Origin of the sequence: Geomicrobium sp. JCM 19037, assembly GCF_000698105.1 — a bacterium.
In the GTDB taxonomy this organism is placed as follows: domain Bacteria; phylum Bacillota; class Bacilli; order Bacillales; family Marinococcaceae; genus Geomicrobium_A.
This window is the reverse complement of sequence record NZ_BAWZ01000010.1, coordinates 86,719-111,659: the sequence shown is the minus strand read 5'-3', so window position 1 is coordinate 111,659 and position 24,941 is coordinate 86,719. Positions and strand designations below refer to the sequence as shown.

The 24,941-nt window shown below is 44.1% G+C and carries 16 protein-coding genes and 7 pseudogenes; 11 read left to right on the top strand and 12 right to left on the bottom strand.

Annotated elements, in window-relative coordinates:
- Nucleotides 1-65: 65 nt before the first annotated feature.
- The 3 genes and pseudogenes from JCM19037_RS08015 to JCM19037_RS08005 form a co-directional block, all read right to left on the bottom strand.
- Nucleotides 66-1,208, bottom strand: coding sequence for an acyl-CoA dehydrogenase (locus JCM19037_RS08015; protein ID WP_042399705.1), 1,143 nt, complete (start codon nucleotides 1,206-1,208; stop codon nucleotides 66-68).
- A gap of 92 nt (nucleotides 1,209-1,300) precedes the next feature.
- Nucleotides 1,301-2,474 (bottom strand): annotated as a pseudogene (locus JCM19037_RS08010) (acetyl-CoA C-acetyltransferase).
- Nucleotides 2,475-2,502: 28 nt separating this feature from the next.
- Nucleotides 2,503-4,606: pseudogene (locus JCM19037_RS08005) on the bottom strand ((Fe-S)-binding protein).
- A 142-nt stretch (nucleotides 4,607-4,748) separates the two neighbouring features.
- Between JCM19037_RS08005 and JCM19037_RS25655 the strand changes: the two are divergent.
- From JCM19037_RS25655 to JCM19037_RS07995, 3 genes are all read left to right on the top strand, one after another.
- A complete protein-coding gene (locus JCM19037_RS25655; protein ID WP_052363690.1) occupies nucleotides 4,749-5,261 on the top strand; it encodes a hypothetical protein in 513 nt (170 codons plus the stop codon).
- Entirely contained in the window at nucleotides 5,162-5,950 is a 789-nt protein-coding gene (locus JCM19037_RS22440) for a phosphatidylserine/phosphatidylglycerophosphate/cardiolipin synthase family protein (protein ID WP_193744701.1), read from the top strand. The genes JCM19037_RS25655 and JCM19037_RS22440 overlap by 100 nt, the downstream gene beginning before the upstream one ends.
- A gap of 1,718 nt (nucleotides 5,951-7,668) precedes the next feature.
- Nucleotides 7,669-7,944 carry a hypothetical protein gene (locus JCM19037_RS07995; protein WP_042399703.1) on the top strand — a complete coding sequence of 92 codons (276 nt, stop codon included), beginning with the start codon at nucleotides 7,669-7,671 and terminating at the stop codon, nucleotides 7,942-7,944.
- A gap of 70 nt (nucleotides 7,945-8,014) precedes the next feature.
- Here JCM19037_RS07995 and JCM19037_RS07990 read toward each other — a convergent pair whose 3' ends face one another.
- Nucleotides 8,015-8,443 (bottom strand): pyridoxamine 5'-phosphate oxidase family protein, encoded by a 429-nt coding sequence (locus tag JCM19037_RS07990; RefSeq protein WP_042399700.1) that lies wholly within the window; start codon nucleotides 8,441-8,443, stop codon nucleotides 8,015-8,017.
- 103 nt (nucleotides 8,444-8,546) lie between these two features.
- On the opposite strand from JCM19037_RS07990, the gene JCM19037_RS07985 reads away from it, so the two are divergent.
- The 3 genes and pseudogenes from JCM19037_RS07985 (at nucleotide 8,547) to JCM19037_RS07975 (ending at nucleotide 12,922) form a co-directional block, all read left to right on the top strand.
- Nucleotides 8,547-9,482, top strand: a complete 936-nt coding sequence (locus JCM19037_RS07985; protein WP_042399698.1) for an LD-carboxypeptidase — start codon at nucleotides 8,547-8,549, stop codon at nucleotides 9,480-9,482.
- Between the two features lie 56 nt (nucleotides 9,483-9,538).
- Nucleotides 9,539-10,968 (top strand): annotated as a pseudogene (locus JCM19037_RS07980) (alanine/glycine:cation symporter family protein).
- A gap of 133 nt (nucleotides 10,969-11,101) precedes the next feature.
- Nucleotides 11,102-12,922, top strand: a complete 1,821-nt coding sequence (locus tag JCM19037_RS07975) for an OmpA family protein (RefSeq protein WP_042399695.1) — start codon at nucleotides 11,102-11,104, stop codon at nucleotides 12,920-12,922.
- A gap of 52 nt (nucleotides 12,923-12,974) precedes the next feature.
- Here the strand turns inward: JCM19037_RS07975 and JCM19037_RS22435 are convergent, their stop codons facing one another.
- From JCM19037_RS22435 to JCM19037_RS07940, 8 genes and pseudogenes are all read right to left on the bottom strand, one after another.
- The gene (locus JCM19037_RS22435; protein ID WP_081829150.1) at nucleotides 12,975-13,892 is read right to left on the bottom strand and encodes a rhamnulokinase family protein; all 918 of its coding nucleotides are present in this window, start codon (nucleotides 13,890-13,892) and stop codon (nucleotides 12,975-12,977) included.
- Nucleotides 13,814-14,446 carry an FGGY family carbohydrate kinase gene (locus JCM19037_RS22430; protein WP_052363687.1) on the bottom strand — a complete coding sequence of 211 codons (633 nt, stop codon included), beginning with the start codon at nucleotides 14,444-14,446 and terminating at the stop codon, nucleotides 13,814-13,816. Before JCM19037_RS22430 ends, JCM19037_RS22435 begins: the two co-directional genes overlap by 79 nt.
- Nucleotides 14,443-15,713: pseudogene (gene rhaI / locus JCM19037_RS07965) on the bottom strand (L-rhamnose isomerase). Before rhaI ends, JCM19037_RS22430 begins: the two are co-directional and overlap by 4 nt.
- A pseudogene (locus JCM19037_RS07960) lies at nucleotides 15,682-17,743 on the bottom strand (bifunctional aldolase/short-chain dehydrogenase). The pseudogenes rhaI and JCM19037_RS07960 overlap by 32 nt, the downstream one beginning before the upstream one ends.
- A gap of 15 nt (nucleotides 17,744-17,758) precedes the next feature.
- A pseudogene (locus JCM19037_RS07955) lies at nucleotides 17,759-18,534 on the bottom strand (ABC transporter permease).
- Between the two features lie 185 nt (nucleotides 18,535-18,719).
- Nucleotides 18,720-20,228 carry a sugar ABC transporter ATP-binding protein gene (locus JCM19037_RS07950; protein ID WP_052363684.1) on the bottom strand — a complete coding sequence of 503 codons (1,509 nt, stop codon included), beginning with the start codon at nucleotides 20,226-20,228 and terminating at the stop codon, nucleotides 18,720-18,722.
- A 14-nt stretch (nucleotides 20,229-20,242) separates the two neighbouring features.
- Complete coding sequence (locus JCM19037_RS07945; RefSeq protein WP_042399692.1) at nucleotides 20,243-21,232, bottom strand: sugar ABC transporter substrate-binding protein; 990 nt, start codon at nucleotides 21,230-21,232, stop codon at nucleotides 20,243-20,245.
- Nucleotides 21,225-21,550, bottom strand: a pseudogene (locus JCM19037_RS07940) (L-rhamnose mutarotase). Before JCM19037_RS07940 ends, JCM19037_RS07945 begins: the two are co-directional and overlap by 8 nt.
- A 205-nt stretch (nucleotides 21,551-21,755) precedes the next feature.
- On the opposite strand from JCM19037_RS07940, the gene JCM19037_RS07935 reads away from it, so the two are divergent.
- The 5 genes from JCM19037_RS07935 to JCM19037_RS22415 all read left to right on the top strand — a co-directional run bounded on the left by JCM19037_RS07935 (nucleotide 21,756) and on the right by JCM19037_RS22415 (nucleotide 24,932).
- Nucleotides 21,756-22,553 carry a DeoR/GlpR family DNA-binding transcription regulator gene (locus tag JCM19037_RS07935; protein WP_042399689.1) on the top strand — a complete coding sequence of 266 codons (798 nt, stop codon included), beginning with the start codon at nucleotides 21,756-21,758 and terminating at the stop codon, nucleotides 22,551-22,553.
- Nucleotides 22,554-22,783: 230 nt separating this feature from the next.
- Nucleotides 22,784-23,425 (top strand): ABC transporter ATP-binding protein, encoded by a 642-nt coding sequence (locus JCM19037_RS07930; RefSeq protein WP_202963224.1) that lies wholly within the window; start codon nucleotides 22,784-22,786, stop codon nucleotides 23,423-23,425.
- Between the two features lie 73 nt (nucleotides 23,426-23,498).
- Complete coding sequence (locus JCM19037_RS07925) at nucleotides 23,499-24,212, top strand: ABC transporter permease (RefSeq protein WP_042399687.1); 714 nt, start codon at nucleotides 23,499-23,501, stop codon at nucleotides 24,210-24,212.
- Between the two features lie 4 nt (nucleotides 24,213-24,216).
- Complete coding sequence (locus tag JCM19037_RS22420; protein ID WP_052363682.1) at nucleotides 24,217-24,447, top strand: MerR family transcriptional regulator; 231 nt, start codon at nucleotides 24,217-24,219, stop codon at nucleotides 24,445-24,447.
- The gene (locus JCM19037_RS22415; protein ID WP_052363681.1) at nucleotides 24,420-24,932 is read left to right on the top strand and encodes a GyrI-like domain-containing protein; all 513 of its coding nucleotides are present in this window, start codon (nucleotides 24,420-24,422) and stop codon (nucleotides 24,930-24,932) included. Before JCM19037_RS22420 ends, JCM19037_RS22415 begins: the two co-directional genes overlap by 28 nt.
- The last annotated feature ends 9 nt before the right edge of the window (nucleotides 24,933-24,941 follow it).

The window sequence follows — 24,941 nt, the reverse complement described above, 5'->3', positions numbered from 1 at the left end:
GCAAAATCCCGCACCATTTTTCGGATCATTTGTTGTTCGTCTGTTAGTTGAAAGTTCACGCTTTATCACCCTTTGTTCATCAGCTGCTTACTGATGACCATTTTTTGTATTTCACTTGTGCCTTCATAGATCTCACACACTTTGGCGTCACGGAAATATCGCTCAATTTCATATTCTTTCGTATACCCGTAACCACCAAATACTTGCAATGCTTGTTGTGAGACTTCAACTGCCGCTTTTGACGCAATCAATTTGGCAATCGACGCTTCTTTCACACAGGGCACGCCAGACTGCTCAAGATTTGCGGCTTGATAGACGAGACACTTCGCTGCTTCAACTTCAGTTGCCATTTCCGCGAGCTTAAAGGAGATGCCTTGATTTCTGGAAATGCTCGAGCCAAATTGTTTCCGTTCTTTCGCATACCGAACGGCTCGCTGTAGCGCTCCTTCAGCAATGCCAAGGGCTTGAGCCGCAATTCCAATTCTTCCTGCATTAAGGTTCGCTAAAGCGACACGGTAGCCATCATTTAACTCCCCGAGGAGATTCTCCTTCGGAACGATCATATTTTCAAAAATGAGCTCACTCGTATTCGTCCCGTGCATCCCCATCTTTTCCTCTTTTTTGCCGACCATCAGCCCTTGTGAATCTGCATCAACGATAAACGCGCTAATGCCTCGATTGCCTGGCTCCTCGCCCGTACGTGCGAATACAATATACACGCCTGCAGCACCCGCATTTGTAATAAACGCCTTTGTGCCATTTAACACGTAATGGTCTCCTCGGTCGACCGCTGTCGTCTTAAGAGAAGCCGCATCCGAGCCTGCGCCAGGTTCAGTGAGTGCAAAAGCACCAATTTTTTTGCCTTGTGCAAGGTCGGTCACATAGGCGTGCTTTTGTTCTTTTGTTCCGTACTTCACAATCGGACCGGTTCCAACGGATGTGTGCACGGAAAGAATCACACCTGTTGACGCAGAAATTTTAGATAACTCATGAATCGTGGCGATGTACGCAACAAAGCCCATCTCTGACCCACCGTACTCCTCTGGGACCGGTATCCCCATCAAACCTAGCTCACCCATTTGCTCCACAAGCCCATAAGGAAACTCATCTTTTTCCATCGAAGGAACCCAAGACTGAACCTCATTTTCAGCGAATTTTCGCACGACGTTGCGAAGCATCTCCTCTTGTTCATTCGGATTAAGATTCACAGCGTTACTTCCCTTCCTGTTAATCTGAGCGAGCGCTCAGTATTACATCAAACAAAGAGGAACCGGAACAACTACGCCCGGTCCTCTAGCCTTCACACAGAAATCATCACAGCGTCACCTTGACCGCCACCACTACAAATCGCAGCAACACCGATGCCTCCGCCACGTCTTCTCAGTTCGTAGGCAAGTGTTAAAAGAATGCGGTTTCCACTCGCACCAATCGGGTGACCGAGCGCAACAGCACCTCCGTTTACATTTACCTTTTCAGGGTCAATGCCCGCCAGTTTTTCACCGACAAGTGCCACGACTGAGAATGCTTCATTCATTTCAAATAAATCAATTTGATCTTTGGACACGCCTGTTTTTTCACATAGCTGATCAATGATGAGCTGGTGTTTCAGGAAACCTTTCTGTTTCCACAGCAAGAGCTGTATGGCCGATAATCGTTGCTATTGGGGTCAGACCATCTTCTTTAGCCGCATCTTCACTCATGACGACGAGCGCACACGCACCATCATTGACACCCGGAGCATTGCCTGCGGTAATCGTTCCGTCTTTGCCAAAGACCGGCTTTAACTTTTGGAACCCTTCGAGTGTCGCATCTTTTCGAATTGCTTCGTCAACAGATACTGTCACGTCGCCTTTACGCGTTGATACCGTCACCGGTACAATTTCTTCTGCGAACACGCCGCGTTCTTCAGCTGCTGTAGCACGATTGTGACTGCGAAGCGCCCATTCATCTTGAGACTCACGGCTAATGCCGAACTTCGTAGCATTCTCATTACCGTACACGCCCATGTGTACTCCTTCAAACGCACAAGTGAGCCCATCGTGAATCATAAGGTCTTGAAGCGAAGCGTCTCCCATCTTCTGACCGGTACGCATTCCTTTCATAAAATGAGGTGCCGCACTCATTGACTCCATTCCTGCAGCAACGATTCGGCTTGCGTCCCCGCTACGAATAATCTGATCCGCTAGCGTCACACTTCTCATCCCTGAAGCGCACACTTTATTCACTGTTTCCGTCTTTACTTCCCAAGGAATGCCCGCTTGTCTTGCCGCTTGGCGCGAGGTGAGCTGACCTTGACCCCCTTGCAATACATGACCGACGATAACTTCATCTACACGATTTGGGTCTGTCCCTGCTCGCCGCAGTGCCTCTCTCATCGCCTCGCCACCAAGTTCCATCGCAGTTAAACTCGACAACCCTCCGCCTAAGCGGCCGAACGGGGTTCTCGCCCCGTCGACAATGACCGTCTTTGTCATCACACTCGCTCCTTCACATTCAAATCTGTTACGCAGACTCTGTGACGTCTGATTTTACGCCAACAACCGAACGTTCAAGAATTTCAACAATGTCAAGGGTCTCAACAGACTCTTCAACTTCTTTATCTTTCGTACCGTCACTAAGCATCGTTAAGCAGTATGGACACGCACTCCCGATCATTGTTGGGTCAACGGCTAACGCTTGCTCGGTACGGGATACGTTCACACGCTGTCCAGCTTCTTCTTCCATCCACATCATACCGCCACCAGCACCACAGCACATGCCGTCTTCGCGATTTCGCTCCATCTCAACAACTTTAAGACCTGGGATGCACGTAAGATTTCTCTTGGTGGATCATACACATCGTTGTAACGGCCTAAATAACAAGAATCGTGATACGTAATCGTTTCATTTAACTCGTGCGTCGGTGTTAACTTTCCAGCTTGTAACAAATCAATGAGTAATTCGGTATGATGGTACACTTCGACATCTTCAAGACCAAACTCCGGGTACTCATTCTTAAATATGTTGTACGCATGGGGATCAATTGTGACGATCTTTTTCACGTCGTTCTTTTGGAATTCACTAATGTTTGCCGCAGCAAGCTCTTGGAACAAGAACTCGTTACCGATACGTCTCGGTGTATCTCCAGAGTTCTTCTCTTTGTTTCCAAGAATTGCGAACTTCACGCCCGCTTCATTCATCAGCTTCGCAAACGATGCAGCAATCTTCTGGCTACGCTTATCATATGAACCCATCGATCCAACGAAAAACAGATATTCAAACGTCTCTTCCCGTTTCTTCATTTCTTTTACAGTCGGAGCATCGATATCATCGCGACCGTCTCTCCAATTCTCGCGCTCTTTTCGGTTAATGCCCCACGGGTTGCCTTGACGTTCAATGTTCGTCATGGCCCGCTGTGCTTCTGGGTCCATTTTCCCTTCTGTCAGCACAAGATATCGGCGCATATCAATAATCTTATCAACATGTTCGTTCATAACTGGACACTGGTCTTCACAGTTTCGGCACGTCGTACATGCCCATAGTTCATCTTCAGTAATGACATCCCCAATGAGGTTCACATCATATGAAGCCGCTGCTTCTTCACTACCTTGTGCAGCGAGTTGATTCGCTGTCGCATTGCCAAATGCAAATGCTGGTAACCACGGGCTTTGCGACGTAACTGCCGCACCTTTTTCTGTTAAGTGATCACGCATCTTTAGCAGTAAGTCCATCGGTGAAAGAATCTTCCGCTTCCAGTTGCAGGGCACATATTCGTACAACGTCCGCACTCTACACAAGCATATAAATCAAGCAATTGCTTCTGATCAAAATCTTCAATTTTCCCTTTACCAAACTCTTCTTTTGACTCATCTTCAAAGTCAATCGCTTCAAGCTTCCCGGTTTTGTGCGTCGGTCCAACCCATACATTTGCAGGCCCGGCAATTAAGTGGGCGTGCTTGGATTGCGGAATGTACACGAGGAAAGTGAGCAAGAACAATAAGTGGAACCACCAGAACACGTAAAACAATGCTGTCGCTACATCAGCGCCAACAAACCCAAGTCCGGCAGCAATTGCTGAGGAAGCAGGCTCATAAACCGACCATACTGCCGATCCACCAGCAACCGCCTCCATTCCTTTCGTCATGAGCTTGAATACCATGACACCACTCAAGAGGATGAGTACGAGACCAGCTTTCCAGTTTCTCTTTAAGCGAACAATCTTCTCAATGTAGCGGCGATAGAATGCCCAAACGACACCGAAAAGAATTAAAAGTACGACAATTTCTTGTGAAAGCGTGAACAACGGATACAAAGGCCCTAGTGGCAAACTACTGCCTGGGTTAATCCCCTTCCAAATCACATCAATGGCACTGAGCTGTACAATTAAAAAGCCATAAAAGAAAATCAGGTGAATGATACCACTTTTCTTATCTTTCAGTAATTTCTTTTGCCCAAAGACGTTTACAAGCACCGCTTGCCGACGTTCTTTCGACGTGAGAATGAACTTCGCTTCTTGACCGAGCTTAATAAATCCTATTCTCGTTTTTACGAGTTTTGCAAATAAGTATACGGCGTACGCTGTGACTAGCAAGAAAGCGATTACATGAATCCAATGGAAAATCTCCATATGAGTACGCTCCTTTCCTACCCCTTTTTTTGTCTATTACAAAGAGTATAACAAAAAAAACACTGAACGACCATTCATTTTTTTCGTTGCTCATGAACAGACTCTTTCTCGGACATAATAATGTTAGAAAGGAGGCGCTACCGTGACCACCGCGATTGTATTGTCAATACTTATTATCGTTCTTCTCATCCTACTTCTTATCAATCTTGATTTTCGTGGGGGCCGAGCTGATCATCATAAAAAGGCGACGACAGCGACCCGCACCAACATCCGCTACGGGCATCCACAACTGATCAGCGATGGTCGCGCGTTCTTCGAGCAATTAAAGACCGATATCGAATCAGCCTCACAAACCATCCATCTCTCTTTTTTTATATGGAAAGAACCCGGCATTGGTACAGAATTGCTGAACTTACTGGAACGCCGAGCACGAGACGGTGTACAAGTATGTATACTCGTTGACCGGCTGGCTCGTCCATTTCCAAGCCCACCATTCAGCGCTTGCGACATTCTGGCGTTTATTTCTCCTACATCCACGCTCCGAGATTCCCGTACTTGTTCTATAATCTTAACCGAAGGTACCACCGAAAAATTGGGGTCATTGACCAAAAGATCGGTTATATCGGTGGTTTTAACGTTGGCCAAGAATATGTGAGCAAAGACCCGAAGTACGGATTTTGGCGGGACCTTCACGTGCGTGTAGAAGGTCAAATCGTCGATGACCTCCAGCAATTATTCTTAGATGACTGGTCGGGAGCAGGAGCCCCTACCCCTTTGCTCCCTCAAAAGTCCGTCTCACCCGTTAGTGGCGAGGGATTACAACTGCTTTATAGTGAAGGAAAAGGGTTGGCCGATCAATTGTACGATTGGCTCGCTACAGCCGAGCACTCTATTCGAATTGTGACACCCTACTATGTACCCGGCAAAGCGCTGCAAGACCTGCTCATTGCCAAACAAAAAAACGGCGTCAACGTCACCGTCCTTATTCCAGCCATCGAAGACCATAACTTCGTCAAAGCCGCCGCCTACGCCTACATTCCAAGCCTGCTCGCCGCCGGTTGCGGAGTATATCAATATGTGGAAGGCTTCTATCACGGTAAAGCGATCATCGTCGACAAAAGAACAGCTCTCGTCGGCTCAAGCAACTTTGACAAACGCAGCTTTCATCTTAATGATGAGCTTGACCTCTTTCTGCCCGGCAGTCCGTTCGTTCAACAACTCGTGCAAACCCTCGAAGACGACTTCGCTGGTGCACGCCAATTGACTGAAGCCGATGTCGGCAACCGCACACTGCTTGACCGAGCAAAAACCCGTATTGCCCGCTCGTTTTCGGAGTTTTTGTAGAGGGAAGGGCTTCATGTCTGTTGAATCTGCGCTCTAGTTTGAGGTTTCCTAAGCGAAATCGTTTCTTTACCGCTAACTTTAGCGCAGATTTTAAGTTGTATAAGTTGAACGAAAGAAATTCACTGAAACCGATGACTGAAATCGGTCTTTACAGGCAAACGCCCTCCTATTGTCTGTTCAAGTTCATCTCACTTCAACAACTTCGTTGCCGACCTTTGAGCGATACTGCAAAGGTTGCGGACAACACGAAAAACGTTGGCCGAAGGGTATAAAGATGTGACCTAGGGTCACCACCTGGAGCAAGGAATATTATGACCTGTCGCTTATGTGACAATCCAGCCTTCAAACCGGACACTTTCGGCCGTCAACGGTCACATAGATCACATTTTGTGACCGTTGACTCCGTTTATGTGCACATCCACGTGTAAAATGATAATTTTTCTTTCTCAAGTGTCACTTAAATGAATATATGGGGCAGTTGGACTTCTTAATGCTAATGTAAAGAACGGATCAAGAAATAAAGGAAAACATAAATAAAACGAACAAAATGAAGAATAAGAACGACAATATAAGATTTGCAGTTTTACCCGCCAGATTTTCTTTTTCAGAAAAAAATTCAGTATTAAACAACACACTTACTGCTAAAAGTACAGGAAATAAAGGTAATTCAAAAGGAATGATGACATAAAGTAGAAATTATTCCGAATATGCATTAGACTACTGTGGAAATCAGATATGCATTCTTAATTACGGTGACCTCCTAACGACATGTACAGTTTAACATCTATTAACTTCTAAAAGTCGGGTTACGACATTAGATAATAGATGCGTATAATGACTTATGATCCATTATTCGCATTTCTTTATAATTGAAGGAATTTCATAACTGTCAGCCTTAATCTCCCAAAGTTTTCACGCCACAAAAAATGACCACCTCCCAAACAATTCAATGAGTTAAGCGCACAGCAAACGCTAAATATTGGAGGAATTCTTATGAAGTTAACTAAGTCAACAAGGAAAAGCTGTTCTGGAAGGCGAAGAGGGATGTTTACGCTGGTGGTGCCCACCTAGCCCCTCTTGCCGGTACAAAATCCGGGGCTTAATCGTTTTCGTTCCGCACAGCACCCGTCTCCGGCACAAATTCCGGAACTTAATCGTTTTCGTTCCGCACAGCGCCCTTCTCCGGCACAAAATCCGGGGCTTACACTTTTTCGTTCCGCACAGCGCCCTTCTCCGGCACAAAATCCGGGGCTTCCCTTTTTTCGTTCCGCACAGCTCCCGTCTCCGGTACAAGTTCACGGCGGGGTTTCCGTTCGTTCCGTCTAAGGATGCCCCGCTGTCGAGCTGGATTCACATAGATGATGTCGAAACTAAAGGAGATCGTCATTTGAGATATTACTCTTGGAAAAGTTACACGTCGTTATTTTTAAGCATTGGGATGGTGGTTACACTTGTTACTCTTCCCTACGTAGCTGTGATCAGTTTTGAAGACTTCATTTTCATTTCCGCAATCCCTTTGATTTTTGTTTTTATCTTTTCAAGTATCCTTAACGCCATATTAACAACACTCGTTTTCACGAACAAAAAAGAAAAAAAATCACGTTGCCTTCATATCGATTACGATCACGGTCACATGTGTGGTTATTGCTGTAATCGCTCTAACTCAGTATAATTGATTGAACATTCTCTCTAATATGCTGTAATAACGAGGAGGACTCATGTTTGAAGATATTTCCCATTTTGTTTACATTGCATCATTTATCATTTCGTTCATTGTGCTTTTGCTAGTTTTCCTAACGGATAACCCTACTTTGCTTATCATTTCCGGGATTCTTTTATTGCTCTTTGGCGTCGCGACATTTTTTAGCTTTATCCTGTTTTCAGAACCTGAAAATTCTTTCGGGCTAGGGATCGCAGGGGTAGTAGTTTTATGCGTAACCTCCGTAGTATCGATCATTGTTATCGTTGTCGGTGCTATAAAAATAATCAAATGAAGGTATGCCTATAACCAACAAGAAAAAAGCCGAGCACTTCTCATTAAGAAGTACTCGGCTTTTATTTGGGCTACATCCTTAACTCTTGGTAAGACTCAGGAATTTCATCGGACCGGTAACGAATGACGGTCGGTCGGCAAATGAGGACGACGAAGTTCTCGTCTTCAGGTCCGGAATATTTTTTGGCAATTTTTTCTGACCAAACTTTTTGTTTGTCTGTTGGATCTGTGGCGACTTCGGCGGTTGCTTCAATTTCGACGAAGCGGTTGCCGTCTTCGTGTTCTTCATACCCCATTAAAATGTGGACGTGGGGGTTTTCTTCAATATCTTCAATTTTGTGTGCATGGGCATTGGTCGGGGTGTACAATGTGAGTCCTTCATGGTAAAACGTCATATAGCGGGCGTAAGGGTGGTTCTCTTTGATTGTAGACAATACGCCGACGCGATTTTCAGTGAGTACTTCATCAATCCGTTCTTTTAACTCTGTAAGCTCAGTCATCTATTGGCCTCCTCAGATGGTTGTCCTATTCGTACATTTCCCGATTTTTTACTGTTTTACTCGTCACAATCATCATATAATGGTAAAAATTGGAGGGATGGATATGAAAAAGAAACGAAAAGCAAAAGGGATCGGCACAAATAGCACGCTCGGCCTCGCCATGCCGTCAGGACCTGCCAAGCGCCACCAATTCGAAGAAGCGACGAGAACGCTTGAAGGTTATGGTTTCAAGACCGTTACTTCACGGCCGTTTAAAGAATATCCAGGTTATCTTGCCGGTTCAATTGGTGAAAGGGTTGAAGAGTTGCACACATTATTCGTTGATCCTGATGTCGATGCAATTCTCTGTTTGCGTGGCGGATACGGGAGTGCCTCACTTTTGCCGTTTCTCGATTATGACCTGATCGCAAAGCACCAGAAACTCTTTCTTGGTTACAGCGACATTACCGCTCTGCACATCGCCTTCACGCAACGGGCGAACATGGTCACTATGCATAGCCCGATGGCAACATCTGACCTGTTAGATGCAGACCGCTTTACAACCGATCGACTGTTACAAGCGATGAAAGCAGACGGGTTTCCGAGCACACTCTTTAATCCGAGCAACTACCCGCTGAAAACCCTCTCCCATGGGACGGTTGAAGGGGAGCTCGTCGGTGGCAACCTCTCTGTCATTGCAAGCCTCATGGGCACACCATTTGAGCTTGACACGAAAGGAAAAATACTTTTTTTAGAAGATGTGGATGAAGAACCGTATGCGATTGATCGGATGCTCACACAACTGTCGCTCGCCGGCAAGCTTGATGAGGCCGTCGGCTTTGTGCTCGGCACGTGTAAAGATTGCGATTCCAAAGATTACCCTAACGGTGACACCGTCATAGACGTGTGTGATCGCATTCTTAGTCCTTACCAAAAGCCGATTCTTTATAATTTACAAGCGGGGCACGGCTCTCCTCAACTTACTCTGCCTCTTGGCGTTCGAGCAAGGTTGAATGCGACGAACAAAACGTTGCATATTATTGAATCTGCTGTCGTTTAACGAAACGAATGAATGGGTAAATGTAGCCCATACTTTAAAAAGAAAGGAATGATCAGATGTTTGATGAAGGATTTGCTTTAGAGCTTCCTTTTTTAGAAGGCATTGTCGGCTCTGTGAATGATGTGCTTTGGACGTATGTACTTATCGCTTTGCTCATCATTGCCGGTCTTTATTTTACAATTCGTACGAATTTTGTCCAGATTCGCATGTTTCCGGAGATGTTTCGTGTCATTACTGAAAAACGTAAAAACGATACGGGTGTTTCTGCGTTCCAAGCGTTTACAATTAGTGCTGCCGCACGGGTAGGAACAGGGAATATCACAGGGGTGGCTCTAGCCATTACCGTCGGAGGGCTGGTGCTGTCTTTTGGATGTGGGCCATTGCAACGGTCGGGATGGCGACCGGGTTTATCGAGAGTACACTTGGCCAGTTGTATAAAGAAAAGGACGGAGATCGTTACCGTGGAGGGCCAGCTTATTACATACACAAAGCATTAGGATTACGCTGGCTCAGCATTTTGTTTGTCGTTCTTATTGTCCTTTGTTTCGGTATGATTTTTAATGCGTTGCAAGTAAATACGATTACCGATTCGTTCCAAACCGCTTTTGATACGAACCGTCTCATGTTGGCGCTCATCCTTGCCGCGCTAACGGCACTCATTATTTTTGGTGGGGTCAAACGAATTGTAAAAGTGACACAGCTAATCGTTCCATTTATGGCGGTCGCTTACATCGCGGTTGCACTTTATATTATTGTAACGAACATCGAGCAGATTCCCGGTGTAATTTCACTAATTTTTAGTGAAGCGTTTGGTCTATCTCAAGCGATTGGCGGCGGGTTTGGTGCTGCAATTATGGAAGGTGCAAGACGTGGATTATTCTCAAACGAAGCCGGTATGGGGAGTGTGCCAAATGCTGCCGCTGCCGCAAACGTATCGCACCCGGCAAAACAAGGTCTCTTTCAATCCCTTGGCGTCTTTTTTGATACGATGATTATTTGTTCTAGTACCGCATTTATCATTCTTCTTTCTACCGGTTATATGGACGTTGAAGGGGAAGGTGCAACGATTACGCAGTTTGCGATGAGTCAACACATCGGCGAATGGGCCAGTGCATTTGTAGCGATTGCCATTCTCTTCTTCGCATACAGTTCGGTTCTCGGAAACTACTATTTCGGTGAAACGAATATCGAATTCCTTAAAAATGGTGCACGTTGGTTGCCGATCTATCGAGTCGCTTTCCTCATAATGGGTATTCTTGGTGGTATTGCGACCGTAGAACTTGTCTGGACAATGGCTGACCTGTTTATGGCACTGATGGCGATCGTAAACATTACCGTCATTCTGCTGCTTACGAAAAAAGCGGTCACATTACTGCAAGACTATACGAAGCAAAGAAAAGCCGGCAAAGACCCTGTCTTCTACGCATCCCAATACCCCGAGATTAAAAACACTGAATGCTGGGGTGACAACGAAGACGAACGTTAAACATGGCACGAGCCGTTCACCAATTGGTGAGCGGCTTTCTTGTTTCCCCTTTCTCACAATTCGTGTACAATAAACGATGATTAATTCTAAATAATAGAACGATTTAACATAAAAAAATTCAAGGAGAACACTGATGCTAAAAAAACTTTTCTCAGGAATTCTGATTCTTATAATCGTAACTGGTTGTAGTGACAATGAAGTAACCGAAGAACCCCAGCCTGATGAAGAGCCAGAAACAACACATGAAGAAGAGCCTGATACAGAAGATCATACAGAGCCTTTAGAGTTGGAAGGGGTCACGTTTATCCATGATTTGTGGCATTTGAGGGATGACGTCACCTTTAACATTCAAGGGGAAGTTGGACCGATCATTCGTGATGGTGACTACGCCATTCTCCCGGTCACGCTTGACAGTGAAGATGATGTACGTTCGACGATTACCGGTCTTTTTGACCCTGGTGTATTCACTGGAGAGGGGACTTCCTCTCAGCAAGGATTAGATATTCGAATCATTGATCCTGAGCAGATGACCACATCTCTTTCTGCTGCTTTATTGCTCGAAGAAGATGACTACATCGCGATGCATACGTTTTTTGGTGAAGGCAGTCGCAACACTCAGATTACCTTTGGGGATAACTCAGAACCTGCGAGGTATTACGGAGTATTTACTGCTCCAGATACCGATTCTGTCCATGTGTTGTTTCGAAGACTAGGCGTTATTGAACATATACCTGTTGTGGATCGCGAAGACGTTGGTGCCTTGACCATTGATGAGCGACTTGGTGAATTGTCTGAAGAAGAAAGAGAAGAGCTTAGCGAAGACGATGAATCATTCTTTTCCCACGTCATACCATCCGTTGAGGAAATCATTGAAAGAGAACTCGACCGAGCGCATATAAGCGCAGAGTACGACGGAGATCTAGCCCGTGTTCAAGCTTCAGTATTTCCAATCGAAAGTTATCAAGAAAGTATTGTAAGTTCTGTAAGTCGAATTGATGAAATCCAACATTCAACGCTCATGATTTCAAGCGATGTGTTGTTCGATTTTGACTCGGCTCAGTTGATGGAAGAAGCAGATGAAGAACTAGCTGCCGCGGCTGACGTACTCGTGTCAGCTGAAGGTGGGGAGTTGGTCATTGTCGGTCATACCGATAATGACGGTACAGAAGAGTACAACCAACAATTGTCAGAAGATCGTGCCGAGTCTGTTCAAGTATACTTGGAAAACAGCATTGATCTTGATGCATTTGACGTTGAGTTTCGCGGAGAATCTCTCCGTGAACCGATTGCTGACAACGAATCTGAAGAAGGAAGAGCTCTAAATCGTCGCGTTGACATTCACTTTACACCGCCTGCAGAAACGATTGAGGTAGAGACTGAAACTGATATGCCTGAAGTTCTAGGGGACGAAGTTGAATACCCAAGCACTATTCAGAATGAAGACGGCGAAATTGAGATTGAATCAATAAAGCGCGTCGATGATTTATTCGTAGGAAGAATTACCGTTAGATACTTGGAAGATGTAGGTTCTAGCTATAACGCCCTTAACTTTGGGTTTGGCAGGCCATATGGGGCAAGAGGTTGGCATGTAGATGATTCCGTTGGCCAAAGTCAATTCACTGCCTATGCCCCAACCATCATACACGGCGATCAGCGCTATTTTCCACTAGACTATTACTTAGCGCCACTGGAAGGAACAGCCGCTGAAGATTGGGTCGAACAAGCTGAAGAAGATGAACAGTTCATCGTCCCACTTGCAGAACGATACACAGGTGATATTGGGAGACTCGATGAAGGAGGTTACTACACATCAACAATCGTTTGGCCAGCTGTAGAGAGTGACACGGTAACCGTCGACTTGACCGTCCCCTATCGCTTCCTAGATGATTTGTCCGACAGACAAATTGAACAAACCCATTCATGGCGAATCACTGACGTACCCGTGGATGAATAAATGAGTTTGATAGACAGCACCCAACCGTAATTGGTTGGGTGCTGTTTTATTACTAGTTTGCAGTAATGCTCAAATGGCTTACGAAGCGTTCGTAAGACCTCTCCAAACCAGATAAATAGTTCGCATCATAAGTTTTGATGGATACAGAGTTGGCAATCATCTCTCTAGCTGTTTTTAAATCGGAGACGTGTTTTCCTGCAATCAGCTGAACAACGATATTACCAAGTGCAGTTGCTTCAGTCGGACCAGCAACAACCGGACGATTAATAGCATTCGCCGTAAACTGACAGAGCCATTGATTCTTGCTTCCTCCCCCTACCAGATACAAGCATCGATTCGTTCTACCTGTAATTGCCTCCATTCGCTCCATCGTAAACCGGTATTTAAAGCTCAAGCTTTCCAAGATGCAACGAAGGATCTCTCCTTTTGTTTTAGGTATATATTGCTCAGTCTCAACACAATAAGCCCGTACTTCTTCAATCATGGAAGAGGGAGACAAAAAGCGATCTTCATCTGGATTAATAAACGAAACGAATGGTTTCGTGCTATCTATCGCTTCACCCATCTCCTCATAGGTGAGTGGTTCATCATGTTGCGACCACTCCTCCATACAGCGTTGTACGATCCATAAACCCATAATGTTTTTTAAAAACCTCGTTGTTCCATAAACGCCTGCCTCATTCGTAAAATTCTCGCGGAATGCTTCCTCAGTAATGCACGGTGATGAAAGTTCTGTTCCAAGCAGTGACCACGTTCCGCAACTTAGAAATGCGAATGATTCTTCGCGAGTCGGAATCGCTGCCACTGCAGATGCGGTATCATGTTCACCAACTGCTACTACATCCATTTCAGGGAGGTTTAGTTCTTTTGCCAAACTTTCTTTAATTGTTCCTACCCGATTACCCGCCTCAACGAGAGGTGGCAATAGATGATATGGGAGATCGAGTTCCTTAATAATTCTATGTCCCATTCTCTTCGATTGGCGTTGAAAAACTGCGTCGTTGATGCATTACTTACTTCCGTAACCTTGTTTCCGGATATAAAATAACGAAGTAAGTCAGGGATCATCAGCATCATCTTCGCATCTTTGAAACCATTCCCTTTCTTAAGTGCATACCACTGAATTAAAGTATTAATTGTCATAAACTGAATGCCTGTTCTTTCATAAATGGCTTCCCTTGTCATGACCTTACTTACTTCTTCGACCATCCCATCGGTTCGATGGTCACGGTAATGAACGGGGTTGGAAATGAGCTCCCCGTCTTCGTCGAGAAGACCATAATCGACCGCCCACGTATCAATGCCAATACTGGAGGCGTCATCATGCCCTTGAAGTCTTACCTTTCCCAGACCCCTTTTAACCTCATACAACAATCTTAGAATATCCCAATGCATCGTTTGACATGGCCTAACCGGGTTATTGAGGAACCGGTGGATTTCTTCCAATTTGAACGTACCGCGCTCTAGATATCCAACAATGACACGACCACTGCTAGCACCAATGTCTATGGCAATTGCTTTCACCAGCCAGCTCCGCCTCTCCCGCGATGTTGAATCTTCTCTTCATAACCACTGTCTAAATAAGCCTGAATAGGTTCAGCAGAAGCTCCCATCTCTTCACGAACGACGCGAAGCAGTGGATGAACATCTACCTCAAATGCCTGCGTACTTCATATTCTGCGCCAAGAATATCATTGTTTCTCTGGTAATGATGCACACGATCCACATCAACGAGTAGCGCCTTTGCATACTGAGCTTGAATATTTATGACAGACTGTAGCATCGCCCGCGTCTTAGACTCCAAATAGTGACACTGATCAATCATATATGATATGTGTTTGGCTGTATGGCGGACACCTTCATCGTCATCAAAATAGCTATCGACAATTTGATATAGAATAAGAAATAATTCATAAGGGTTTATGCTCCCGGCCATGAGGTCATCATCTGCATATTTACGATTATTAAAATGAAAACCTCCAAGCTTCTTCTCATCTAGTAAGTAAGCAACAATTTGTTCAACATTTACGCCTTGAGGGTGATGACCGAGATCAACGAGCACTTCAGCTTTCTCCCCAAGGTTTTGGGACAACTGAAAAGCCATCCCCCAATCAGCAAGGTCAGTATGATAAAACGAAGGTTCAAAGTGCTTATACTCTATGAGTAAGCGCATATCATTATTCAAATGTTGATACACTTTTTCCAAGGAAGATTGCAGCCATTTCTTTCTTGCTCTAATATTTGACTGACCGGGATAATTTGAGCCATCGGCTAACCAAAGGCTAACTTCAGATGAACCGAGTTGCTTTGCAATATCGACACATTCCAAGAGGTGTTCAATCGCCTTTTTTCGGATACTCTCACTGTTGTGAGTCAAGCTTCCGTATTTATAATCTTCATCTTGAAACAAATTCGGGTTGATGGCTCCAATTTCTAAACCTAAGCCTTCACTGTACCTCTTCAATTCTGAGTAGTCGTCCACATGGTCCCAAGGAATATGAAGTGCAACCTTCGGACATATGCCAGTATGTTTCTGCACTTGTGCAGCATCTTCTAACTTCTCATAAATGTTTCGAGGTGAACCTTCGTACTGGAACACTTTGAAACGTGTGCCAGCATCTCCATATCCCCATGAAGGTGTTTCAATTACAAATGACTTTAACTTTTCCTTTACCGCGTCAATATCAATGCCTCGATCTTCTTGTTGTTTCACAAATACCTGATATGCTTCGTCACTATTCAAGACGATTTCCTCCTCATTAACGTGTGAATGATGCCGGAACTCCCCCATCGACAGTCACCATGCAACCGGTCGTCTTAGCTGAATTTGAAGAAACGAGAAATGCAATGGTGTTCGCTATATCACGAGGCGTCACATTCACTTTTAAAATAGTTCGATTTCGATAATGTTCTTCCAATTGATCAGCCTCAATACCATAGTTCGCGGCACGTTCTTCCCGCCATTTCGAGTCCCAAATTGCCGATCCCTGCAGCACAGCATCCGGTAAGACAGTATTTACACGAATGCCATACTCACCTCCTTCAACAGCCATACATCTTGCCAAATGAGCTTCTGCCGCTTTTGCGCTGCTATATGCGGTGACGTTTTTTCCTGCATAGATGGCGTTTTTAGATGCTACAAAAACCATTTGCCCACCAATGCCTTGTATTTTAAGAAGTTGAAATGCTTCTTTTGCGACGAGAAAATATCCTTTTGCTAAAATATCCATATTCAAATCCCATTCTTCCTCCGTTGTATCTTCAATGGTGTTGGATGTTGCAAGACCTGCATTGTTAACAACAATATCAACGCCACCGTAAGTCAGAACAGCTTCTTTAAATGCTGATCGGATTTGTTCGTGACTTTTTACATCCACTGTTGAGGCAATCAGTCGGCCTATTCCGAATTTCTCTTCGAGCTCATTAACAACTTCGTCTGCACCTTCTCTATTTATATCAGCAACGACAACATGAGCCCCTTCATTCAGTAAACGCTCACACGTGGCACGACCAATCCCCCTGCGCCCCCGGTCACAAATGCGACTTTCCGAGAAAAATCCCCCTCCGGTGGTGAAAGCGACAGCTTATACAATTCTAGCGGCCAATACTCGATAAGGTACGCTTCTTCTTCCGTTAAAGAACTGAAGGTCCCAATCCCTTCTGATCCAGTCATCACTCTGATGGCACGATGGTATAAATCACGACTTATTCGAGCTGATTTCAGATCTTTTCCTGTATTAATCATCCCAATACCTTGAATTAAAATGACACGAGGAGACGTTTCGCGCAAAACATCTTCTTCGCTTTTATTCCGTTCGAAATATTCGATATAAGAAGATTGAAACTGGGCAATACCTTCTCTAATTGCTACTTCTAATTCCGACAACGTTTCTGTTGAAGGATTCCATTTGACAAACAATGGTGTCCTCTTTGTATGGACAAGGTGATCAGGCAAGCAGCCCCGATTTGCGAAAGTAGAGGTGCTCTTTCTCGATTAACGAAGTCAAGGACCTCTTCACTCTCATCATGGGTCACAATCAGATTCCTCTTATTCTCTTTAACGCAGCCTCTTACCACTGGCAAAATGGCTTGGAGCATCTCGTTTCGCTCATCATCACTGATCGAATTTACGACTACATCTCCAAAAGGGTGGGGTGACGTTTCCCTTTCCAAAAAAATTTCTGCTTCCTGAATTACAGCGATCGTTTGATCATAGCATTCTTTAGCTGATTCTCCCCATGTGACAAGTCCGTGTTTTTCCATAAGCACAAATTCAGCATTTCGGTTAGCGGCAACTTTCTCCCAAATCATTTTTGACAGATCAAAGCCGGGACGAATGTAGGGAACCCATACGTAACGATCACCAAACAGTTCGGTAGCCACTTCTTCTCCATTATCCGCGCAACAGATACTAATGATGCTGTCAGGGTGCGTGTGATCGACATGTTTAAATGGTAGAAATGCGTGCAACAACGTTTCTATTGAAAAGCGGGGGTGAGAGTGGTCCATTTTGCAGTTTGTCAAATAATTAACCATCTGCTCATCCGACATCGTCTCTCTTTCTTTCAAAAGGGTGATATCTTGCATACGCAATGCCGTGAAATGCTTTTGCTGTGCATCAGCGAGGTCCGCTCCACTTCCCTTTACCCAGATGACGTCAACTTCTTTCCCATTAAAATCCAATTCTTTTGTTTTTACTGAAGTGTTCCCGCCACCATAATTGCAAACAGAACGATCAAACCCTAATAAGTTGGATCGGTAGACGAGAGCATCGAGTTCGCCTTTTACATTCGTTGAGTTCTTCCATAAATGATTAACCATGAGTGTTCCTCCACGTTATGATTGTTTTTTACGGTTATAAATTCTGTCCATACCTACTGCAATTAATAGGACGAGTCCCGTAATGATCATTTGATAAAATTCCCCGACATTCAGAATCACAAGTCCATTCGCAAGTACTCCCATGATCATGACACCTAGTACGACACCTAGCAGTTTTCCTTGTCCTCCGAAGATGCTAACTCCCCCAAGGACAACTGCAGTTACTACTTCAAGCTCAAATGCCTGCAATGCGTTGGGCTGACCAGAATTTAATCTGCCTAGTAGAATCATTCCAGCAATAGAACATAAGAAACCGGATGTCATATAACGAGCAATTGCATTCGTTGCGTATTTACACCAGATAAACGCGCCGCTTCTTGATTACCTCCAAGCGCATAAATGTAGCGACCGAGATAAGTCTTATACAATAAAATCCAAACAATTATGAACACGATGACCATGATGATGGCTGGAACTGGAATTCCGAATAAATAGCCGGTTCCGAACCACCGGATTGACTCTGGAAACCCAAATACCGGGTAACCATCAGTGATAACAAACCCAATACCACGTACAATCGTCATCATTCCGAGCGTTGTGATAAGTGCTGGAATTCCGATTTTCGTCACAATGAGACCGTTTACTGTGCCTACAGCTACTCCGGTGGCAACGCCTGCCAAAACTGCTAGTACTGGGTCAACCCCAGTGGACAATAACGTTCCCGTCACCACACTTGTCAATGCCACATTTGAAGCGACCGAAAGGTCAATACCACCGATAAGTAATACCATTGTCATTCCAGCTGCTATAATACCTAACATTGCCGTTTGACGTATAATATTAATGAAATTACCTGTAGTCAAAAAGTTGTCCGACATAGACGCAAAAAATATAACTAATGCAATTAATACAAACAGCAAAATTAATTCATGTGTAATTTGAAATGAGCGTTTTGATTTGGTTGATAACGACGTGCTCATGACAAGCCCCCCAACTCTTGTTTCACCCCGGTTGCAATTTGCATGATTTTTTCTTGGGTCGCTTCTTGCTGTGGGAGGATATCCATGAGTTCCCCTTCTTTCATAACAGCAATTCGATGCGACAAATTCATTACTTCCTCCATTTCAGAAGAGATCATAATAATTGCTTTTCCTTGCTGCAATAGTTCATCCATTAACTTATAAATTTCTTGCTTTGCACCGATGTCCACCCCTCGTGTAGGCTCGTCAAATATTAAAACATCGACATCCGTCGCAAGCATTTTAGCGATAACTAACTTTTGCTGATTTCCCCCACTCAGCTGTTTTGCTAATTGATGGGTCTGGTACTTAATGGCGAGTTGCTCCTTATAATGCAAGATAATTTCTTTTTCTTGTCTGCCTTTAATAAATCCAGCTCTAACAAACTTTTTCAATGATGGCAAACTAATGTTTGTTTCACAGCTACCTTCTAACACTAGACCTTCTTTTTTTCGATCTTCTGGAATTAAACCTATGCCGAGCTTCAATGCTTGAAGCGGTGATTTAATTTGCTTAATCGTCTTCCCATTGATTTCAACTGTTCCAGAATCCATTGGGTAATGGCCATAGAGTGTTTTCGCAAGCTCAGTGCGACCAGATCCCATCAGCCCGGCCACACCAAGAACCTCACCCTTGTGCAAAGTGAAATTTATTTGCTTGATTTTCCCTTCAGAAGAAAGGTTGTGGACATTGAGAGCAATGTTACCTCGAGCACTTCCACTGCGACCAACGATGTTCAATTGACGACCGACCATCAGTTGTACGAGACGATCATGATCGAGTTCTTCAATTTGCTTCGTTGCAATGTATTCCCCATCCCTTAGTACGGTCACACGATCTGAAATTGCAAAGATCTCATCAAATTTGTGGGAAATGTAAATTACTGCGACTCCATTTGCTTTGAGTGTGTTTATCATATTAAACAAATTACCGATTTCTTCTTGCGTCAAAGCCGCTGTTGGCTCATCCATAATCAGCACTTTCACTTTTTTGGAAATAGATTTGGCAATTTCAACAAGTTGCTGCTGAGCAATCCCTAGATGTTTAACATATGTGTTCGCTGATATGTTTACATTCAACTGTTTAAGCACATCTCTAACACGCTTTATGTTCTCTCGCTTTTTCACAAATACGCCTTTTCGTTTCTCATTACCAATCATGATGTTTTCTTCTACCGTCATCTCCGGGAAGAGATTGAACTCTTGATATATAATGCCGATTCCCTTATCTGCGGCTTCTTTCGGCGATTGAAAACGAACATTCTCACCCTCAAATTTAATCGTGCCTTCATCAGGAGTAACGGCTGCAGCAAGAACCTTCATTAAAGTTGATTTGCCTGCCCCATTCTCACCAACGATCGTATGAACTTCACCCGGCATAATTTCAATCTTTACGTCGTTAAGTGCGACTGTCCCAGGGTACCGCTTCGTTATATTTTCAGCTTGGAGAATCGCCTTTGTATCCACAGTCTCACCTTTTCTTAGTAATCTTCAATGTTTGAAGCGTTAACTGGCATTACTTCAATTTCATTTTCGTATTCATAATCCTCGTCATTCATAATATTGAAAAGCACATCGATAATTGTTTCTGCAGTAACTCGTGGTTGCTGATCTACAGTAAACTTGAAAATATCATCCTCACGAATAGCGCTAATCGCCTCTGGTACTGCATCAATACCCCCTACTGCAAATGTTTCTCCATCCTTACCTGCGGATAGAGCCGCATTTTGTGCGCCTAGTGCTCCCGCATCATTAAAACTAAATATTCCGATTAAATCGGGGTTTGCTTGCATGAAGCCTTCGGAAACTTGGTAAGCAGCATTCGGATCACCCGCTTGCTGATCACCGACAATTTCTACGGCTGGAGAAAGTTCATGAATGCCATCAATAATGCCTTCTTTACGTTGAATGACTTGCTCAATCTGATCAAAGTTGATAATCCCTACATCACCTTCACCATTGTGAACCTCTTCAATCCACTCTCCCGCTTGTGTTCCAAGAGCCATACCCATAGAATATTCGTCAGCACCTACCCACGCATCGGCATTTTCTAGTTTTGTGGTATGTGCAATAACCGGGATACCTGCATCAACTGCCGGTAAGATGGCTTCGTTAATTGCATTTTGATCGGTTGCAGTAACAATAATTGCGTCTACTCCTTGAGCCACGAAATTATCAATGGCGTTCATCTGTTCATTTACATCATCACGTGGGTCATTAATGTTAACATCATAACCTTGTTCTTCAGCAAGCTCCGAGACGTTTTCCGTCAGTTCAACGAAAAACGGGTTGCCTAAATCAAGAACACTCATCCCGATTTGCCCACCGTCTCCATCTATAGCGGCATCTTCTCCACTGTTTTCTGTATCATCTGTTACCGAATCTTCTTCCCCTCCAGCATCACAAGCTGCTAGCGCGACCACAGTGCTCATCATTAAAATACCGGTTCCTATCCAAGAAAATTTACGCATCTGCACATCCTCCTATCATGGTTTCGTTAAGATGGAATACTTCTTTTAACAAACGAGTATCTTCCCCGCTTTCATTAGCACGACCTGATTCCATGATCTCTGCCATGTAAGCTTCCCAGCGAGTTGCACTTGGGTGGCAGCTAAAGTCTTTGCTGCCTTCTCATAATCTTCGCTTTCCAAATAGGCAAACAACTCTCGCCCATCTTTAAAAATTGAATAATTATGAATTCCAGCTTCAACAGTCGCTTTCTCTACATCACGCCAAACTTCCTTATGTCGCCTTACGTACTCTTCTTCAAAGCCCTTTTTGATCTTCATGCGAAATGCATAACGCTTCATTCATTAACCACCTTTCATGTATGCGCTTCCATAACTATTGACGTAATTATAAGTGATATAATCTTTATTTTCAACATTATTTTTTTGATACACAGATTATTAATTTTGATTCCCTCTGTAAAATATTGTTTTCCAACGTTTTTTTCGCTACAATATGGCTATGAGATGACGAGGTGAGGTAAACATGACGTATACGAAGAGTGAGCGATTTGGCCGTGGGCCCCACTTAAATCCGCGTCAACAGCGCATTGTTAGAAGGTTAGATGAAGAAGATAAATTACGCGTTTCAACTCTTAGTAGTGATTTTGGCGTAACAGAGGAAACAATTCGTAGAGATTTAGAGTTTTTAGAAAAACATGATTTACTTATTCGTGTTCATGGAGGCGCTATACCTAAAGAGAAAACTGAAGGCTTTGAGCTACCAGTACTAGACAGACAATCAAAAAACATGAAAGAAAAGAAAGCGATCGCTGCACTGGCTGCATCATATATTAATGATGGGGAAATAATTGCTCTAGATGCGAGCACAACTTGTTTACAACTGGCTAAAAACTTACATCATAAACAACTTACCGTAATTACGAATTCAATTTCTGTTTCAATTGAATTGGCACATCAAAAAGATATTACCGTCATTTTAACCGGTGGATATTTACGTGTAGAGTCAATGTCACTAGTCGGAATATCTTCAGACAAAATCATTAATGACTATCACGTTGATAAATTTTTTATCTCCTGCAGCGGCATCGATCTAAAATGGGGGGTAAGCGAAAGTCATGAGTTGCAAGCACAGACAAAAAAACGTATTGCCTCTCTAGCAGAACAAACTTTCGTCTTAGCTGATCATAGCAAATTCGGTCACAAATCCCTTGTCCATTGGCTACCAACAGAAAAAATTCATACAATTATTAGCGACCAGCAACTAGACGATGATATCGCTAAACAGTATCAATCTGCAGGAATTTATGTGCATAGAGTATAGCTTTTTAAAAAGTGAGAGGTAGACGTGTTTCTCTACAACACATCACCTTTCACTTTTTGTATGATTGGCTCCTAACTTAACACTTCTACATTCCCTTTCCTTAAAAACGAAAAATCCCACCTTACCATTTCCTTAAACAATTCCATTAAATTTACATTTGAACATATTTGACTCTCCCCTAAGAGGAGCCTATAGACTACGGAGGTTCCACTAAAAAAGGGGGAGTTCAAATGGAAGAAGTAATTCGAGTGAACGGCTTGACGAAGCGATTTGGTCAAAAGATCGCTATCCAAGACCTTCATATATCTGTGCGAGCGGGATCAATTTTTGGTTTGCTTGGCTCCAACGGAGCAGGTAAATCGACAACGATTGACTGTATGCTCGGCACAGAGCGAGCGGATGCCGGAGAAATCCGCATCTTAGGCACCGATCCACGCGCGAATCGGCGTTCGCTCTTTCAACACGTCGGTGTTCAATTTCAAGAAAGTGCATTCCAAAGTGGACTAAAAGTGCGAGAGATTTGTGAGATTACGCACTCATTATATGAAAACCCGATTGATTGGCAGCAAACCGCTGCCGAGTTTGGATTGAGCGACAAGCTGAAAACGACCATTTCCGACTTGTCTGGTGGGGAGCGGCAAAAGCTTTGCATTTTGCTTGCGATGATGGGTCGTCCGAAGGTGATTTTCCTCGACGAATTAACGACGGGCCTCGATCCTGTCGCGAGAAGGGACATTTGGCAAACACTGCTTCGCCTTAAACAGACCGGCGTTACGTTGTTTCTAACTTCTCACTACATGGATGAGGTGGAGAAATTATGCGATGAAATTCTCGTCATTAAGGATGGCAAAGAGCTCATTAGAGGACGGTAACAGATGTTGTGAGCCGAACAGAATCAGAAAATATGGATGAAGCGTTTGTAAAGCTCGTAGAGGAGGGTATACGATGAAAACATTGCGGCTACTTTATATGGCAGAAGTGAAATTATCCGTTCGTGAAATGTCGTCTGTTATTTTTGGTATTCTTTTGCCAGTTGGGCTCATGGGCTTGATGGGGATGTTTGCTGACACCCAGCTGGAATTAATCCGTGCATTTGCGGCAATTGCCACGATTGGGCTCGTTTCTACGGGAATTATGAGTTTACCGCTCTCGCTCTCTTCCTACCGGGAGAAGAAAGTGCTCAAACGTTACAAAGTGACTCCGATTAGTCCAATCCACCTGCTCGCGGCTCACGTGTTGCATTGTTTCTCTTTAAGCATCCTTTCAATGGTGCTCGTCTTTCTCATCGCTTGGCTAGGGTTTGGTCTTGAAATTATTGGTTCAGTGTGGCTATTTTTAGGAGGATATGTATTCGTTATGATTGCGATTCATAGCATTGGAATGCTCGTTGCTAGCTTATCTCCTCGAGAGAAAACGACAGGGGCGATTAGCAGCGCTCTATTCTTCCCAATGTTTCTATTGTCTGGAGCGACGATCCCGCTTACGATCCTACCGGAATTCATGCAAACGTTGGCACACATCTTCCCGCTTACTCACGGCATTACAATTCTGACAGATATTGCTACGATAAATGAGTTCAATACCGTAAGCTTCCTTATTCTATTTGTACTCACCGGCATCTGTTTAATTATTTCTGTAAAAACGTTCAAATGGGAGTGAGTTCATGTACAGCATCGGATTATTTTCGAAAATGAACCGCGTAACCGTAAAGGCGCTGCGTTATTACGACAAAGTCGGCATCTTAAAGCCGGCTCATGTCGACGCGGCAACCGGGTATCGCTACTACAAATCGACGCAAATTGGGGATCTTCATCACATTATGGCACTTCGACAAATTGGTTTTACGATGCAGAGATTGAAGAGACATTGGCACATCAATCTGCGACAGAGTTAATCGAAGAGAAACGCGGGCAATTGCTCGGTGAGATGGAAGCTCTTAAAGCACAGCTTGCACAAACAGAATATTATCTTTCGAAAGCGCAAACCCCTGACATTTTCATTAAAAGCTTACCCGCTGTAACCGTTGCCTCGATGAGACTTCGGATTGCTAACTATGACGCTTTGTTTCAAGTTGTCCCTGAAATGGGGGAGCGTATGCGCGCCGCTGGCTGTCGTTTGGACCCGTTACTGTATTGTTTCCAGATGTACCACGACCCTGAACATCGGGTAGAAAACATTGATGTTGAGATTTGTGAAGCGGTAACGGAAAAGAAGCCCGATGCGAACGGCCTCGTTTTTAAACAGGTGCCAGAAGTGGGCACCGCTGCTTGTCTTTTGCACCGTGGGCCTTATTCAACAATTGGCGAAACACATGCGGCTTTATATGACTGGCTTGAACACAACCGTTACGAGCTCGCCGGACCACCGAGGAAGCGGTGATCGACGGCA